Origin of the sequence: Thermomonas sp. XSG, assembly GCF_014678725.1 — a bacterium.
Taxonomy (GTDB): domain Bacteria; phylum Pseudomonadota; class Gammaproteobacteria; order Xanthomonadales; family Xanthomonadaceae; genus Thermomonas.
In genome coordinates this window covers 1,949,847-1,966,302 of the sequence record NZ_CP061497.1, presented here as the reverse complement: position 1 = coordinate 1,966,302, position 16,456 = coordinate 1,949,847, and the positions used below count along the sequence as shown (strand labels likewise).

Annotated in this window: 16 protein-coding genes and 1 other RNA gene; 13 read left to right on the top strand and 4 right to left on the bottom strand. The window is 69.7% G+C overall.

Annotation, left to right across the window (positions count from 1 at the left end):
* Positions 1-6: 6 nt before the first annotated feature.
* Entirely contained in the window at positions 7-870 is an 864-nt protein-coding gene (locus ICG51_RS09265; RefSeq protein WP_190280098.1) for a YicC/YloC family endoribonuclease, read from the bottom strand.
* Positions 871-935: 65 nt separating this feature from the next.
* Between ICG51_RS09265 and rph the strand changes: the two genes are divergently transcribed.
* From rph to pepQ, 6 genes are all read left to right on the top strand, one after another.
* Positions 936-1,679 (top strand): ribonuclease PH, encoded by a 744-nt coding sequence (gene rph, locus ICG51_RS09260; RefSeq protein WP_190280097.1) that lies wholly within the window; start codon positions 936-938, stop codon positions 1,677-1,679.
* Between the two features lie 13 nt (positions 1,680-1,692).
* Complete coding sequence (rdgB, locus tag ICG51_RS09255) at positions 1,693-2,274, top strand: RdgB/HAM1 family non-canonical purine NTP pyrophosphatase (protein ID WP_190280096.1); 582 nt, start codon at positions 1,693-1,695, stop codon at positions 2,272-2,274.
* Between the two features lie 76 nt (positions 2,275-2,350).
* Entirely contained in the window at positions 2,351-3,511 is a 1,161-nt protein-coding gene (hemW, locus tag ICG51_RS09250) for a radical SAM family heme chaperone HemW (protein ID WP_190280095.1), read from the top strand.
* Between the two features lie 116 nt (positions 3,512-3,627).
* Positions 3,628-5,853: a DUF1631 family protein gene (locus ICG51_RS09245; protein ID WP_190280094.1), complete on the top strand. Its 2,226-nt coding sequence runs from the start codon at positions 3,628-3,630 to the stop codon at positions 5,851-5,853.
* Positions 5,843-6,187, top strand: a complete 345-nt coding sequence (locus tag ICG51_RS09240; RefSeq protein ID WP_190280093.1) for a PilZ domain-containing protein — start codon at positions 5,843-5,845, stop codon at positions 6,185-6,187. The genes ICG51_RS09245 and ICG51_RS09240 overlap by 11 nt, the downstream gene beginning before the upstream one ends.
* Before the next feature lie 59 nt (positions 6,188-6,246).
* A complete protein-coding gene (pepQ, locus tag ICG51_RS09235) occupies positions 6,247-7,566 on the top strand; it encodes a Xaa-Pro dipeptidase (RefSeq protein WP_190280092.1) in 1,320 nt (439 codons plus the stop codon).
* A gap of 138 nt (positions 7,567-7,704) precedes the next feature.
* On the opposite strand, the gene ICG51_RS09230 is transcribed toward pepQ, so the two are convergent.
* Together ICG51_RS09230 and ICG51_RS09225 are read right to left on the bottom strand one after the other, a co-directional pair.
* Positions 7,705-9,027, bottom strand: coding sequence for an aminopeptidase P N-terminal domain-containing protein (locus ICG51_RS09230; protein WP_190280091.1), 1,323 nt, complete (start codon positions 9,025-9,027; stop codon positions 7,705-7,707).
* A gap of 5 nt (positions 9,028-9,032) precedes the next feature.
* Positions 9,033-9,575, bottom strand: coding sequence for a UPF0149 family protein (locus ICG51_RS09225; RefSeq protein ID WP_223809421.1), 543 nt, complete (start codon positions 9,573-9,575; stop codon positions 9,033-9,035).
* Positions 9,576-9,663: 88 nt separating this feature from the next.
* Between ICG51_RS09225 and ICG51_RS09220 the strand changes: the two genes are divergently transcribed.
* From ICG51_RS09220 to rpiA, 7 genes are all read left to right on the top strand, one after another.
* Positions 9,664-11,964 (top strand): EAL domain-containing protein, encoded by a 2,301-nt coding sequence (locus ICG51_RS09220; RefSeq protein WP_223809420.1) that lies wholly within the window; start codon positions 9,664-9,666, stop codon positions 11,962-11,964.
* A 9-nt stretch (positions 11,965-11,973) separates the two neighbouring features.
* Positions 11,974-12,195, top strand: coding sequence for a TIGR02449 family protein (locus tag ICG51_RS09215; RefSeq protein ID WP_190280090.1), 222 nt, complete (start codon positions 11,974-11,976; stop codon positions 12,193-12,195).
* A complete protein-coding gene (locus tag ICG51_RS09210) occupies positions 12,192-12,488 on the top strand; it encodes a cell division protein ZapA (protein ID WP_190280089.1) in 297 nt (98 codons plus the stop codon). Before ICG51_RS09215 ends, ICG51_RS09210 begins: the two co-directional genes overlap by 4 nt.
* 62 nt (positions 12,489-12,550) lie before the next feature.
* A non-coding RNA gene (ssrS, locus tag ICG51_RS09205) (6S RNA) lies at positions 12,551-12,733 on the top strand.
* Between the two features lie 62 nt (positions 12,734-12,795).
* Positions 12,796-13,365 (top strand): 5-formyltetrahydrofolate cyclo-ligase, encoded by a 570-nt coding sequence (locus tag ICG51_RS09200; RefSeq protein WP_190280088.1) that lies wholly within the window; start codon positions 12,796-12,798, stop codon positions 13,363-13,365.
* A 10-nt stretch (positions 13,366-13,375) separates the two neighbouring features.
* A complete protein-coding gene (locus ICG51_RS09195) occupies positions 13,376-13,846 on the top strand; it encodes an EVE domain-containing protein (RefSeq protein ID WP_190280087.1) in 471 nt (156 codons plus the stop codon).
* 46 nt (positions 13,847-13,892) lie between these two features.
* Positions 13,893-14,540, top strand: a complete 648-nt coding sequence (gene rpiA / locus ICG51_RS09190) for a ribose-5-phosphate isomerase RpiA (RefSeq protein ID WP_190280086.1) — start codon at positions 13,893-13,895, stop codon at positions 14,538-14,540.
* Between the two features lie 9 nt (positions 14,541-14,549).
* On the opposite strand, the gene ilvD is transcribed toward rpiA, so the two are convergent.
* Positions 14,550-16,391, bottom strand: a complete 1,842-nt coding sequence (gene ilvD / locus ICG51_RS09185; protein WP_190280085.1) for a dihydroxy-acid dehydratase — start codon at positions 16,389-16,391, stop codon at positions 14,550-14,552.
* Positions 16,392-16,456: the final 65 nt, after the last annotated feature.

The following is a 16,456-nucleotide window of genomic DNA, read 5'->3' as shown; positions in this document are numbered from 1 at the left end:
GGGCCGTTACTCGATGTTCTGGATCTGCTCGCGGATCTGGTCGATCAGCACCTTCAGCTCGACCGCGGCGTTGCTGGTGCGCGCATCGACCGACTTGCTGCCCAGCGTGTTCGCCTCGCGGTTGAATTCCTGCAGCAGGAAATCGAGGCGTCGGCCCACCGGCTCCTTGCCGCCCTTGAGGATGCGGCGCAGCTCGACCAGGTGGCTGTCGAGGCGATCAAGCTCCTCGTCCACGTCGAGCTTCTGCAGCCAGATCACCAGCTCCTGCTCCAGCCGCCCGGGGTCCGCCGGCTGCGACAGATCGGCCAGCCGCGCCTCCAGCTTGGCGCGCTGGCCGGCACGGATCTGCGGCACCAGCGTGCGCACCTCGGCGGCGATCCCGGCGATGGCCTCGGCGCGCTCGCCGATCACCTGCGCCATCTTGCCGCCCTCGCGCTCGCGCGCGGCGACGAAGTCGTCCAGCACCGCGTCCAGCACCGCCAGCGCCTCGCGCTGCAGCGCGTCGGCGTCGAGTCCGCGCGATTGCAGCACGCCGGGGAACTGCAGCAGCTCGGTGAACTGCACCTGCAGGTTGGGGAAGCCGGCGTCCAGCCGCTGCGCCAGCGCCGCAAGCCTGCCCACCAGCGCCTCGTCCACCTGCAGCGCATCACCGGCGACGGTCGTGCGCAGGCGCAGCACCAGATCGAGCTTGCCGCGCGACACGCGCGCGGACACGCGCTCACGCAGCACGGCCTCGAACGCCCGCAGCTCGTCGGGCAGGCGCAGGCCCAGTTCCAGGAAACGGTGGTTCACCGCGCGCAGTTCGCCGGAAAGCACGCCCCATTCGGTGCTACGCTCGCCGGCGGCGAAGGCGGTCATGCTACGGATCATGCGGAATCCAAGGCCTGCAAAGTGCGAATGGTAATCTAGCGCCCCATCGATTTCCGGTTTTCACCATGGCCTTTGCCCGTCCCAGCGGCCGCAGCGCGGACCAGCTGCGCGTCGTTTCCATCCAGCGCGGCTTCACCCGCCATGCCGAAGGCTCGGTGCTGGTGAGCTTCGGCGACACCCGCGTGCTGTGCACCGCGAGCGTGGAGAACAAGGTGCCGGCGTTCCTGCGCGGCAAGGGCGAAGGCTGGGTCACCGCCGAATACGGCATGCTGCCGCGCGCCACCCACACCCGCAGCGACCGCGAGGCCGCCCGCGGCAAGCAGGGCGGGCGCACGCTGGAGATCCAGCGCCTGATCGGCCGCAGCCTGCGCGCCTGCGTGGACCGCGCGCTGCTGGGCGAGCGCACCATCACCCTCGACTGCGACGTGCTGCAGGCCGACGGTGGCACCCGTACCGCCGCCATCACCGGCGCGTACGTGGCACTGGCGGATGCGGTGCAGGGCCTGATCGACCGACGCGACATCAAGCTGCCGGCCAGCGGCCGCACGCCGCTGGTGGGTGCAGTGGCGGCAGTGTCGGCCGGCATCTACCAGGGCGTGCCGGTGCTGGACCTCGACTACACCGAGGACAGCGGCTGCGACACCGACATGAACGTGGTGATGAACGACGGCGGCGGCTTCATCGAGCTGCAGGGCACCGCCGAAGGCCATGCGTTCCGTCGCGACGAGCTGGACGCGCTGCTGGCATTGGCCGAGAAGGGCTGCGCCGAACTGTTCGCCGCGCAGCGGGCGGCGCTGGGGCTGGCGTGAGCCAGGCCACCCGATGAAGCTCGTTCTCGCCAGCGGCAACACCGGCAAGCTGGCCGAGCTGCGCGCGCTGCTCGGCGGGGGCTTCGACCTGCATGCACAGTCCGAATTCGGCGTGGGCGATGCCGAGGAAACCGGCCTGTCCTTCATCGAGAACGCCATCCTCAAGGCCCGCCATGCTGCCCGCGCCACCGGCCTTGCGGCGCTGGGCGACGATTCCGGACTGTGCGTCGATGCGCTGCATGGCGCTCCCGGCCTGTATTCCGCCCGCTATGCCGGTTGCCACGGCGACAGCGAGGCGAACATCGACAGGCTGCTGCGTGAACTCGACGGCGTTGCCGACGCGGATCGCAGCGCGCGCTTCGTCTGCGTGCTCGCACTGGTGCAGCACGCAGACGACCCGATGCCGCTGGTCGCCGAAGGCAGGTGGGAAGGCCGCATCCTGCACGCGCGCTGCGGCAGCGGCGGCTTCGGCTACGACCCGGTGTTCTTTTCGCCGGCGCACGGCTGCAGCGCGGCGGAGCTGCCGACCGACGTGAAGAACCGCGACAGCCATCGCGGCGTCGCGCTGGCAAGGCTACGGACGCTGCTTGCGTAGAGCGCAACGCAGGGGCGCGGATGCTTTTGCAGGATCATGCAAAGCGCATCGCGCCCCTGCGGTGCGCTCCTACAATATGCCCAACATGCTCACTCCGCCGCCCCTCTCGCTGTATGTGCACCTGCCGTGGTGCGTGCGCAAATGCCCGTACTGCGACTTCAATTCGCATGCGGCGAAGGGCGCGCTGCCGCTGGATGCCTACATCGACGCGCTGCTGGCCGACCTCGACTTCGACCTGCCGCTGGCCTGGGGCCGCATCGTCCACAGCGTGTTCTTCGGTGGTGGCACGCCCTCGCTGTTCCCGCCGGAGGCGATCGACCGCTTCCTGCAGCAGGCCAGCGCGCGGCTGCGCTTTGCCCCCGACGTGGAGATCACCCTCGAGACCAACCCCGGCACGGTGGAGCATGGCCCGTTCCCCGGATACCGCGCCGCCGGGGTCAATCGCCTGAGCTTCGGCGTGCAGAGCTTCGACGACGGCTGCCTGCAGCGGCTCGGCCGCATCCACAGCAGCGGCGACGCCGAGCGCGCGGTGAAGTCGGCGCAGGATGCAGGCTTCGACAACCTCAACCTCGACCTGATGTACGCGCTGCCGCAGCAGACGCTGGCGATGGCGCTGGACGACGTCGAGCGCGCGGTCGCGCTGGCGCCGACGCACATCAGCCACTACCAGCTCACGCTGGAGCCGAACACCGTGTTCGCCGCGCGGGTGCCGGCCGGCATCCCCGACGAGGATTCCGCCTGGGACATGCAGGAGGCCTGCCAGGCGCGGCTGGCCGACGCCGGTTTCGCCCAGTACGAGATCAGCGCCTACGCACGCGACGGCCGCCAGTGCCGGCACAACCTCAACTACTGGCGCTTCGGTGACTACCTCGGCATCGGCGCCGGAGCCCACGGCAAGCTGACCCTCGGCGCCACCCAGCAGGTGCTGCGGCGCTGGAAACTCAAGCATCCCACCGACTACCTGGCCAAGGCCGGCACTGCCGCGGCAATCGGTGGCGACGAATACCTGACCGCGCAGCGGCTGCCGTTCGACTTCATGCTCAACGCCCTGCGACTCAACGAAGGCGTACCGATGGCGATGTTCGAAGCGCGCACGGGGCTGCCGGCCGCCGCCATCGCGGACCGGGTGGCCTTGGCGCGCATCCGCGGCTGGCTGGAGCCGGACCCGGCCTGGCTGCGCCCGACCGAGTTGGGTCGCCGCTTCGCCAATGACGTGATCGGGCTGTTCCTCGACTGAGCCGGGAAAAACCTGCACGGACAGCCGCACGCGCTTGGACAGCGTGATTGAGACTGTGACGCTTGCCGCATAACATGGCCGGATTGCCAAAGCGCCAAGGGGGGCGCCGACGCGCCGTGTCCTCGACCGCACCCACAAGCAACGCGTCACCCTCGCTGGCGACCGCCCGCCTCCCCAGGCGCGTGCGCCAGGCGCTGGAACATCTGCTGGCCGACCTGCGGCCCACGATGGAACAGCTGCTGCCGCGCATTCTGCATGAAACCGAACTCGCGCTCGCCCGCACCGCGGCGGGCAGCGACCCCGTGCTGGAGCAGGCCCGGATTTCCTCCATGCGCAGTCTCGGGGGCGGCGCGGCGGTCTTCGTCCGCGGATTCCTCGACCATGTCGAAGCCTCGCTGGCCGGCCTGCAAAGCGCGCGCCGCCACGAGGAGCAGGAAACCGATGCGCCCCAGGTCCTGACCCTGAGCCTGCTGGAGGAGGACGGGGTCAGCGACGAATTCGTGCTCGACACCATCGCCAGCCGCATCGAGGCGCGCAACAGTCTGGGTCTGCAGCTGCTTGGCCAGCGCTTTGGCGTGCTGGCCGGCGCCCCCGCGTTCGATGCCGACACCCTGCCGCTGGCGCCGCGCGCCCTGTGCGCCGCGACCGCCGAGTCCGCCGACCGGCTCAAGCTCTCCCGCTACGCGCGGATGCAGCTGTTCCAGCAGTTTGAAAGAGCCCTCACGGACCTCTACCCGGCAATTCTGGACAGCTGCAACAACCGCTTGGTCGAAGACGGCATCCTGCCGCACCTCAGTTTCGTGCCGATGCGGGTACGCGCCTCCACCTCACCGGCATTCGATGCAGCCGCCGCCGAGGCGGCGCATGCGCCGCCTGGCGGCGGTCCGCCCGGCTGGACCGCACCCGCCGACGCAGCGCCGACGGCGATGGACGCAGGTTTCTCCGCCCTGCAGGCGTTGCTCCAGCAGCGGCGCAGCCTGCTCAGCAAGCTGCGCCCCGGCAAGCGCGACGAACGCACCCTCGACGCCGTGCCGCACGACGAAGTCCTCGCCACGCTGCAGCGGATGCGCGCCAGCACGGACAAGGCGGACACGCTGGCCGACTACCGGCGCATCCTGCTGGCGCAGTCGCGCCAGGCGCATGGCCACGGCGTCGCCCTCTCCGACGTCGACAGCGACGCCTTCGACCTGCTGGGCCTGTTCATGACCCAGCTGCAGCGCGAACTGCGCAGGACCAGCCCCGGCGAAGCGATGCTGGAGCGGCTGCGGCTGCCGCTGACCCAGCTGGCGCTGCGCGACCAGGGATTCTTCACCGACGCCGCCCACCCTGCCCGCCAGCTGGTCGACGCCATCTCGCTGTCCGGCGCGCAGTGGCTGGCCGAGGACGACCTCGACGCGCAGTGGCTGGGCCTGCTGCAACGTGCCGCCTCGCACGTGCAGCAGGACGCCAGCGGCACCACCGAGTCCTTCGCCGAGGCCAACCGCACCCTGCAATCAGGGCTGCAGGCGCTGGACCGCAAGGCGGAGATGGCGGAGCGCCGGCAGGTAGAGGCCGCGCGCGGGCGCGAGAAGCTGGAACTGGCGCGGCAACGCGCCGACCAGGAAATCCACCGCCTGCTCGAAGGCCGCAACTTGCCACGCTTCCACGCCACACTGCTGGAGCAGACCTGGACCGACGTGCTGTCGCTGACCCACCTGCGCAGCGGCGAACAGTCGGATGCCTGGCGGCAGCTGCTCGACGTCACCGCCGGGATCGTCGACGCCGGCGCCAAAACGCCCGCCCAACCCGGTGATCCGGCACTGCTGGAACAGATCCGCGCCGCCCTGGAGCAGGTCGGCTACCACGCCGAGGACGCCGCCGCGATCGCCGCGCAGCTGGCCCACGGCCAGGGCGATGACGACGACCAGGCCTCGCGCACCGAGCTGCTGTTGCAGCTCCGCGCACGCGGGCGGCTGGGCGAGGACAGCACCGCCGGCGTGGACAGCACCCCATCCTTGCCGCCACGGACCGCGGAGGAGCAGGCCGCCTACGAGCAGCTGCGCTCGCTGCCGCTGCCGTTGTGGGTGGAAATCGACGACGACGGCCAGGACGGTCCGCAGCGGCGCCGGCTGGCCTGGATCAGCGAGCACACCGACCAGGCCTTGCTGGTCAACCGGCGCGGCCTGCGTGCAGGCAACGACAACCTCGACACCCTCGCCCGCAAGCTGGCGGCCGGCCGCCTGCGCCTGCTGGAGCGGCATGCCGCACCGGCCACCGCAGCCTGGGACGCCACCATCAGCAGCCTGCAGCGGATCGCGCCGGAACAGGCCAACACCGCAAAGGAGCCCGGCCATGAGCCATGATCCCCGCCGTCGCCAGCCGCGCCGCGCGGTGCCCGGCCGGGTCGAGGTGGTCGATGTCATCCTCGAGGAACCGGTGGGCTACCTGGGCAATCTCTCGGCCGGCGGCATGCTGATGATGGCCAACCGCAGCCTGCCGGACGATGCGCTGTTCCAGTTCCGCTTCCATCTGCCGGACGGGATCGGTGCGGCGCAACCGCTGGAAGTCGGTGCGCACGTGCTCTGGCAGGACAAGGCCGGCGCACCCGGGCAGTCGTGGATCGGGCTGCGCTTCCTGGGGCTCTCGCCGGACGCCACGGTCCGGTTGCGCGCATGGGCGGCACAGGCGGACGACTGACCTGCACCCCTGCCGCGGATGCGCGACAATCGGGCCTCCCCCACCGCCGCGCATCCGCCATGTCGAACGCACTCCTTTCGTCCCTGTATCCGCAGCACCTCGCCACCCTGCAGGCACGCGCCACCGAGGCGCTGCGCCGGGGCGGCTTCGACCATCTGCTCATCCCCAGCGGCACGCTGCACTACCAGGCCTTCGACGACCGCGACTACCCCTATGCGGTGAACCCCCAGTTCAAGGCCTGGCTGCCGCTGACGCAGGCACCGGGCAGCTGGCTGGTGATCACGCCGGGACAGCGGCCGAAACTGATCTTCCTGCAGCCGCATGATTACTGGCACGTGGTGCCGGAGATGCCCAGCGACTACTGGGTGGAGCATTTCGACATCGAGGTGATCCGGACCGCGGACGAAGCGATGCGCCTGCTGCCGCCGGCGTTCCGCTGTGCCATCGTCGGCGAGCCGCAGAGCGCGCTGGGCGGCTACGTGCCGAACAACCCGGAGCCGGTGGTGCAGTACCTCGAATACCACCGCGCGTTCAAGACGCCGTACGAAATCGAGATGATGCGCCGGGCCAGCCGCATCGGCGTGCGCGCGCACCGCGCCGCCGAACGCGCCTTCCGCGCCGGCAGCAGCGAGTTCGGCATCCACCTGGCCTATTGCCAGGCCGCCGGGCAGGACGCCAACGACCTGCCCTACGGCAATATCGTCGCGCTGAACCAACACGGCGCGGTGCTGCACTACACCAGCCGCGACCGGCTGCCGCCGAAGCCGGTGCGCAGCTTCCTGATCGACGCCGGCGCCAGCTTCGGCGGATATGCCAGCGACATCACCCGCACCTACTCCGCGGCCGACGATGAGTTCGCGGCGATGATCCGCGCCGTCGATGCCGCGCAGCTGGCGCTGTGCGACCAGGTGCGCGCCGGCACCCACTACGCCCGCATCCACCTTGATGCCCACCTGCGGCTGGCCGGCGTGCTGCGCGAGTTCGGCGTGCTCCGGACCACGCCCGAAGACGCGCTTGCCAGCGGCGTCAGCAGCGCGTTCTTCCCGCACGGCATCGGCCATGGCATCGGCCTGCAGGTACACGACGTGGCAGGGTTCGCGGCGTCCGACGCCGGCGGCACCATCGCCAAGCCGGATGGCCACCCCTACCTGCGCCTCACCCGCACGCTGGAACCCGGCATGGTGGTGACCATCGAGCCGGGCATCTATTTCATCGACATGCTGCTGGACGAACTGAAGCAGAAGGGCCTGGGCGATGCGGTGGACTGGGAACGGGTGGAGATGTTCAAGCCCTTCGGCGGCATCCGCATCGAGGACGACGTGGTCTGCACCGGGGGCGAGCCGCTGAATCTCACCCGTGAGGCGTTCGCCGAAGGCTGACGTTCCATCGGAGGAACCCATTGCGCCGCCGGCCTGGCGGGCACGCAATCGAGTGCGCACGGAACGCGCGCGACCGCGGATCGCAGCTGGATGCGAAACCGGGCGGAGTCCGCCCCCGCCGGCCCGGCAGCGCCGGCTTTACATCGACATCAACGCTTCCACCTCGTCGGCGCTGCGTTCCAGCGCGCCGGTGAGCACGCGATGGCCATCGCCGGTGATCAGCACGTCGTCCTCGATGCGGATGCCGATGCCGCGCCACTTCGGCGCCACGGTCGCATCGTCCTGCGGGATGTACAGTCCCGGCTCGATAGTGAACACCATGCCCGGCTCCAGCAGCCGCGATGCGCCATCCAGGCGGTATTCGCCGACATCGTGCACGTCCAGTCCCAGCCAGTGCCCGGTCTTGTGGCGGTAGAAGCGCTTGTAGTCGCCATTGGCCAGCACCGTTTCCAGCCGGCCGTGCAGCAGGCCCAGCGACAGCAGGCCTTCTGCCAGCGTTGCCACCGCAGCGTCATGGCCGGCCTCGTAGGGCACGCCGGGGCGCGCCTGCACCAGCGCCGCGGCCTGCGCGCGGCAAACCAGGTCATGCAACGCACGCTGCTGGCGGTTGAAGCGCCCGTCCACCGGGAAGGTGCGGGTGATGTCGGCGGCATAGCCGCGATGTTCCGCGCCGGCATCCACCAGCACCAGCTCGCCGGCGCGGACCTTGGCGCTGTTGGCGCGGTAGTGCAGCACGCAGGCGTTGACCCCTGCGCCCACGATGCTGGCGTAAGCCGGCTGCGCGCCATGCCGGCGGAACACGTATTCCAGTTCGGCCTGCAACTCGTATTCGTGGATGCCGGCGCGGACGGCGCGCATCGCCGCGCGGTGCGCCTCCACGCTGATATCGGCGGCCTTCTGCATCAGCCCGATTTCGTCAGCGGACTTGAACAGCCGCATCTCGTCCAGCAGGTGGCCGAGCTCGAGGAATTCCTGCGGCGGCTGCGCGCCCTGCCGGGCCTGCGCGCGCACGCGGTTGATCCAACCGATCAGCTTGAGGTCGAAGTCGGCATCGCGGCCCAGGTGGTAGTGCACGCGGCGGCGGCCTTCCAGCAGGCCGGGCAGGATGTCGTCGATGTCCGACACCGGATACGCGTCGTCCAGGCCCAGCAGTTCCACTGCGCCTTCCGGGCCCAGCCGCGGGCCATCCCACCCCTCGCGCTCGGGATCGCGCTCGCGGCAGAACAGGATCGCCTCGCCGTGCTTGCGGCCCGGCACCAGCACCAGTACCGCGTCGGGCTCGTCACAGCCGGTCAGGTACCAGAAATCGGAATCCTGCCGATAGGGGAAATGGGTGTCGCGGCTGCGGATGCGCTCCGGCGCGGCCGGCAGCACCAGGATCGCGCCGTCGCCCGCCGCCTGCATCAGCTGCCGGCGGCGGCGCGCCAGCGCCTTGCGCCAGTGGGCGGTGAGCGGCTGCATGGCCGTCAGTGCAGGCGCTGGCGGTGCTGCATCCCCAGCGCGCAGTCGGCATGCAGCAGCAGCACCGCCATCCGCAGGTATTCCTCGATCTCGGCCAGGGCTTCCTCGTCGCTGCCGTCGTCGGCCTCGTCGATCTGGGCAGCGCCGAGATTGGCGAGGTCGCGCAGTGCTTCCTGCCCCTCTTCCGACATCGGCTTGCCGTCCAGGGCCAGCCCGAACCCGCCGAGGAAGGCGCGACACCAGGCGAACAACGCCCCGGCGCGGTCGATGGGCTTCCCGCCCTCGGGCAGCAGCAGCTGGAAACCGAATTCCGGATCCCCCAGCTGTGCGGCACTGGCGCCGCGCAGGCGGTCCAGCGCATCACCCGGCTGCGGCGCCGGCAGGCCCGGGTCAGCCATCACCAGCGCGGGCCAGCCCGCCGCATCCGCGCCCCCGGCCGCCAGCCAGCCGCACAGGGCGCCATGCAACTCCGCGGGACTGCTGGCCAGGGCCAGGCGGTCGGCCGCGGCTGCCACCTCGGTCCACACCGGCAACTCGGTTTCGCTCACGCGGGATTCTCAAAATGCGGGGGATGCCGGGAGTTTAGCAATCGTGCGCCGCTTGTTGCCGCCACGCGCGCATGCCTACACTTCGCCGATGGGGGATCGCGTCGTTCCGGCAAAACTGGGCCTTGCCTGCGGCGCGCTGCTGCTGCCCCTGCCTGCCTTCGCGATGGAGGGTGGTTTGTCGGCGGGGACGTCGCTGGCCCTGCTGCTGTCGCTGCTGGTCCTGTTGCTGGCGTGGCTGGCGCTGGCCAGCCACCGGCGCCGCGAACGCGAACAGCGCGCCCACCAGCGCGAACAGGACGAACGTGCGCAGCAGTGGCGGCTGTCGCTGTGGGCCTCCAACGAAGTGTTCTGGCAATACGACCTGCGCAGCCGCGAACTGGAGGTCACCCGGGTGGCCCCGGAAGGCGACCACCGGCTGGCCATGCAGGCCAGCATCGAACGCAACCCCAGGTTCCACGACGCCGATCGCCGGGGCGTGCTGCGCCAGCTGCGGGCCTACCTGCGGGGGGAAGTGCCAGTGTTCCTGTCGGAACACCGGATGCGGGGTGAGGACGGAGAGTGGCAGTGGATGCGGGTACGCGGCCGCGCCGTCGGCCACGGCCCCGACGGCCGGGTCTCGCGGATCGCCGGCACCGCGCGCAACATCGATTCGCTGCGCGAAATGGAGAACCAGCGCCAGGTCGCCGCGGAGGTGATGCGCAGCATGGCCGAGTCGGTGGCGGTGCTGGACGCCGATTTCCGCTTCGTGGCGGTCAATCCCGCGTTCAGCCGCATGACCGGCTATTCGGAAGCAGAGGTCCTGGGCCGCGACACCAGCCTGCTGGACGGCGATCGCCACGAACCGGCGTTCTACCAGGACGCTCGACGTGCCATCCACGCCCAGGACGGCTGGAGTGGCGAGATGTGGCAGCGCCGAAAAGACGGCAGCGATTTCCTGTGCGCGATGCAGTGCAGTCCGCTGCGCGAACCCACCACCCAGCGGCAGCTGTTCGTGCTGGTGGCAAGCGACATCACCGAACGGCGCCGCATCGAGCACGAGTTGCGTTACCTCGCCAACTACGATCCGCTGACCAACCTGCCGAACCGCACCCTGCTGGCCGAACGCCTGTCGCGCGCCATCGTGCAGGCACGCCGGCAAGGCAACCGGCTGGCACTGCTGTTCCTCGATTTGGACAACTTCAAGGACGTCAACGATTCGCTGGGCCATGCCACCGGCGACCGCGTGCTGCGCGCTGCCGCCCAGCGGCTGCAGGAAGTGGCGGGCGCGGAGCGCACCGTCGCCCGCATCAGCGGCGACGAATTCGCCGTCGTGCTGGAAGGCCTGGCCCACCCTTCCGAGGCCGACCACTGCGCGCAGCGCATCATCACCGCGTTCGACACGCCGCTGCGGCTCGACGACCGCTACGAATTCACCATCTCGCCGTCGATCGGGATCAGCCTGTTCCCCGACCATGCGCAGGTCCCCACCGACCTGCTGAAGCACGCCGACACCGCCATGTACAAGGCGAAAGGCACCGGCAAGCGGGCGTTCCTGCGCTATGCCGACGCGATGGACGGGGACATTCGCCGCCGCGCCAACCTGATCGGCGCGCTGCGCAGGGCGATCGAACGCGGCGAATTGTCGCTGGTCTACCAGCCGGAACTGGTGCTGACCGAAGGCCGCTTCGGCGCAGTCGAGGCGCTGCTGCGCTGGGACAGTCCCGAATACGGCAGTGTCGCGCCCGACGAGTTCATTCCGCTGGCGGAGGAGAGCGGCACCATCGTGCAGATCGGCGAGTGGGTGCTCCGCGAGGCATGCAGCACGCTGGCGGCATGGCATCGCGCCGGTGTGGACAATCGACTGAAGGTATCGGTCAACGTGTCCGCGCTGCAGCTGCTGCGCAGCGGCCTGGTGCGCGCGGTCGAAGCCGCGCTGCACGACAGTGGCCTGGCTGCATCCGCGCTGGAACTGGAACTCACCGAAAGCGTTCTGATGGGCAATGCCGAGGTCGCCAGCGAGCGCCTGCACGCCTTCCGACGCCTCGGCGTGTCCATCGCCGTGGATGACTTCGGCACCGGCTATTCATCGCTGGCCTACCTGCATCGCCTGCCGATCAACACCCTGAAGATCGACAAGGCCTTCATCGACGGCCTGGCCACGCCCGACGACCACGAGGATGCCACCATCACCGCCACCATCATCGCGATGGCCCGCACGCTGGGCCTGCAGGTGGTGGCGGAAGGCGTGGAAACCGCGGGCCAGCTCGCGTTCCTGGAACAGAGCGCGTGCGACATCGCGCAGGGGTACTGGATCTCGCGACCGCTGGCGCAGGACGCCTGCCTGGACTTCCTGTTGCGCGCACAGGCGCGCGCAGGCGTGCGGCTTGACCCCGGCACGACGCCTGCCTAAGGTGCGCGGATGGACGGACGCGACCCGCAAGGCGAACTGCACAAACTGCTGGCGCGGATCGACCTGCTCGGCGCGCGCATGCAGCGCCTGCAGGAGGAAAACCGCAGCCTGCGCCAGCAGGTCGAGCAGATGTCGGCGGAACGCGCCCAGCTGCTGACCAAGCAGGAGCAGGCGCGCAGCCGGGTGGAAGCAATGATCGGGCGGCTGAAGTCGCTGGAGCAGCACACATGAGCGAGCCGGTCACCGTCCGCATCCTCGACCGTGAATACACCGTGGGCGTCAGCGACGAGGAGCGCGCCGGGCTGGCCTCGGCGGCCCGGATGCTGGACGCACGCATGCGCGAACTGCGGGGCGGCAACAGGATGGTCGGCCCCGACCGCCTGGCGGTGCTGACTGCGCTGAACCTCGCCCACGAGCTGCAGCAGCACACCGCGAAGACGCCGGCCGCCACGGCCGACGGTGATGCGCTGCGCCTGATCGACGAGGCCAACCGGCGGCTGGACGCGCTGCTGGCGCAAAGCTGAACCAGTCGCCGCACGCAGGCGCGTGGCAACTCACCGGCGCGGTCGAAACGCTATACTGGCTACGTCCTCTGCTGTGAGCGACGGCGTGCGCAACATTCGCCTTGTCCCTTAATGACGACCACGGGGACGCAACGGTAACCGGGAGTGCAAGTCCGCCCCGAGCGGAAAGCCCGATGGCCGCCGAGCGTTCCCACTTGAACCCCGGGTTCAAGGTCGTTTCGCATGCATCGCCACAGCGGAGACATTTTCCCCACGTCTCCCTTCCGCAGCCGGCCGTCCCCGCGTGAGCCCGCCCATCGACCGTGCCATGCTGCGCAAGACACTGCGAGAGCGCCGGCGCAGCCTTCCCCCGCAGCAGCGCATCGCCGCCGCCGAGGCACTGGCCGGACGGGTGCTGGCGCTTCCCTTCCTGCCCACCTCCGGCTACGTCGCCGGCTACTGGGCGATGGATGGCGAGATCGGCCTGCACGCCGTGCAGCTGCGCCTGCCCGCCCCACTCGTCTACTGCCTCCCCCTGCTGCACGAGGACGGCACGCTGCGCTTCGCGCCCTGGCGCGCGGGCGACCCGCTGGTCACCAACCGCTACGGCATCCCCGAACCGGACGTGACCGCTGCCGGCGCGCTGCGCGCGGAGGACATGGCGGTGCTGGTCATGCCGCTGGTCGGCTTCGATGCCGACTGCCACCGGCTGGGCATGGGCGGCGGCTGGTACGACCGCAGCCTCGCCTTCCGCCACGACCGCCCTGCTCCGCCTTGGCTGGTTGGCGCGGCGTTCGCGGCGCAGCGCGTGGACGCGCTGCCGCGCGAGGCCTGGGACGTGCGCCTGGATGCGGTCTGCTGCGAAGACGACACCTTGCTCGCCCACCCTGCCGGATAGGAGCCGCCGCATGAGCACGCGCAAGCGCTATTGGATGATGAAGTCGGAGCCCGATGCGTTCTCCATCGACGACCTCGCGCGGGTCGGCACCGAGCCGTGGAACGGCGTGCGCAACTACCAGGCGCGCAACTTCATGCGCGACGGCATGCGCGTGGGCGACGGCGTGATGATCTACCACAGCAACTGCAAGGTCCCAGGCATCGCCGGCCTCGCCACCGTCGCCAGCGCCGCCTATCCGGACAGCACCCAGTTCGATCCGAAGTCGCACTACCACGACCCCAAGGCCTCCCCGGAAACGCCGCGCTGGTTCCTGGTCGACGTCGCCTTCGAGCGCAAGCTCAAGCGGCTGATCCCGCTGGAAGAAATCAAGCAGCACGCCGACGTACTGGGCGAAGGCTTCGCGCTGACCGCCAAGGGCAGCCGGCTGTCGGTGTTTCCGGTGACCGCCGCGCAGTGGAAGCTGCTGCTTTCCCTCGAATAGCGCCATCGCACGCGCCCGCCGCCGCCCTCATCCTGCAGGAACCGCCATGTCCGAAGCCAAGAAACTCGCCGCCGAAAAAGCCATCGAATACGTCGAGGACGGCATGATCGTCGGCGTCGGCACCGGCTCCACCGTCGCCTACTTCATCGACGCGCTGGCGGCGTGGAAGGACCGCATCAAGGGCACGGTGTCCAGCTCCGAACAGAGCACCGCGCGGTTGAAGTCGCACGGCATCGAGGTGATCGACCTCAACGCCGCCGGGCCCCTGTCGCTGTATGTCGACGGCGCCGACGAATGCGACCCGCGCAAGCACCTGATCAAGGGCGGCGGCGCCGCGCTTACCCGCGAGAAGATCATCGCCGAAGCCAGCGCGAAGTTCGTCTGCATCGTCGACCCGAGCAAGCAGGTGGACGTGCTGGGCCGGTTCCCGCTGCCGGTGGAAGTGATCCCGATGGCGCGCAGCCTGGTGGCGCGCGAGATCGTGCGGATGACCGGCGGCCAGCCGGTCTGGCGCGACGGCGTCACCACCGACAACGGCAACGTCATCCTCGACGTGCACAACCTGGCCATCACTGATCCGGTGGCGATGGAGCGCGAGCTCAACCAGATCCCCGGCGTGGTCGCGGTGGGCCTGTTCGCGCGCCGCCCGGCCGACGTGGTGATCGTCGGCGGGCAGCCGCCGAAGGTGCTCTGACCGCAGGCGTCAGGCGCCGTCCAGCAGCGTCCTGTCGCGCACCGCGCCCTTGTCGGCACTGGTGGCGAGCAGGGCATAGGCCTTCAGCGCCACGCTGACCTTGCGCGCACGCGGCAACGAAGGCTTCCAGCCCCGCGCGGCCTGCAAGGCGCGGCGGGCGCCGAGCTCCTCGTCCGGAACAAGCAGTTCGATGCCGCGGGCGGGAATATCGATGCGGATGCGATCGCCATCCTGCACCAGCGCGATCGCCCCACCCGCCGCCGCTTCCGGCGAGACGTGGCCGATCGAGAGGCCCGAGGTGCCACCGGAGAAACGCCCGTCGGTGAGCAGCGCGCAGGCTTTTCCGAGGCCTTTCGATTTGAGATAGCTGGTCGGATACAGCATCTCCTGCATTCCCGGCCCGCCCTTCGGGCCTTCGTAGCGGATCACCACCACGTCGCCGGCCTGCACCTCGTCGCCGAGAATGCCGGCCACGGCCGCGTCCTGACTCTCGTAGACGCGCGCGCGGCCTTCGAACACGTGGATGGACTCGTCCACGCCGGCGGTCTTCACCACGCAGCCATCGACCGCGATGTTGCCGTACAGCACGGCGAGGCCACCTTCCTGCGAATACGCATGCGCCACATCGCGGATGCAGCCGTCGGCGCGATCCAGGTCCAGTGTCGGCCAGCGGGTGGACTGGCTGAAGGCGACCTGGGTGGGGATGCCTGCCGGACCGGCGCGGTAGAACGTGCGCACATCTTCGTCATCGACCGTGGCGATGTCCCACTGCGCGATCGCCTCGCCCAGCGATGTCGCATGCACGGTCAGCACGCCCGTGTGCAGCAGTCCGCCGCGTGCGAGTTCACCAAGGATCGCCATGATCCCGCCAGCGCGATGCACGTCCTCGACGTGGTACTTCGGTGAGTTCGGCGCCACCTTGCACAGCTGCGGGATGCGCCGCGACAGCCGGTCGATGTCGCGCAGATCGAAAGGCACTTCGGCTTCCTGCGCCGCTGCGAGCAGGTGCAGGATGGTGTTGGTGGAGCCGCCCATCGCGATGTCCAGCGCCATCGCGTTCTCGAACGCCTCGAAGGTGGCGATGCCGCGCGGCAGCGCGCTGGCGTCCTCGCCGCCGTACCAGCGGTGGCACAACTCGACAATGAGACGGCCAGCGCGCTTGAACAGCGCTTCACGGTCGGCGTGCGTCGCCAGCACGGTGCCGTTGCCCGGCAGCGACAGGCCCAGCGCCTCGGTCAGGCAGTTCATCGAATTGGCGGTGAACATGCCGCTGCACGAACCGCAGGTCGGGCAGGCGCTGCGCTCCACCGCCGCCACCTGCTCGTCGCTGACGCCGGGGTCCGCCGCCATCACCATCGCATCGACCAGGTCGAGCTTGTGCTCCGCCAGCTTCGTCTTGCCCGCCTCCATCGGCCCGCCGGACACGAACACCGTGGGGATGTTCAGGCGCAGCGCCGCCATCAGCATGCCGGGGGTGATCTTGTCGCAGTTGCTGATGCACACCAGCGCGTCGGCGCAGTGCGCGTTGACCATGTATTCCACCGAATCGGCGATGACCTCGCGCGACGGCAGCGAATACAGCATGCCGTCGTGCCCCATCGCGATGCCGTCGTCCACGGCGATCGTGTTGAACTCCTTGGCGACGCCGCCTGCGAGCTCGACTTCGCGCGCGACCAGTTGACCGAGATCCTTCAGGTGCACGTGGCCGGGCACGAACTGGGTGAAGGAATTGGCGATGGCAACGATCGGCTTGTGGAAGTCGGCATCGGTCATGCCAGTGGCGCGCCACAGCGCGCGGGCACCGGCCATGTTGCGGCCGTGGGTGGAAGTCCTGGAGCGGTAGTCGGGCATCGTGGGGATCCGTGGCGGGGTGCGGGCATCGCTGCAGGCCTTGATCCTGCTGCATTTGCGCGGTT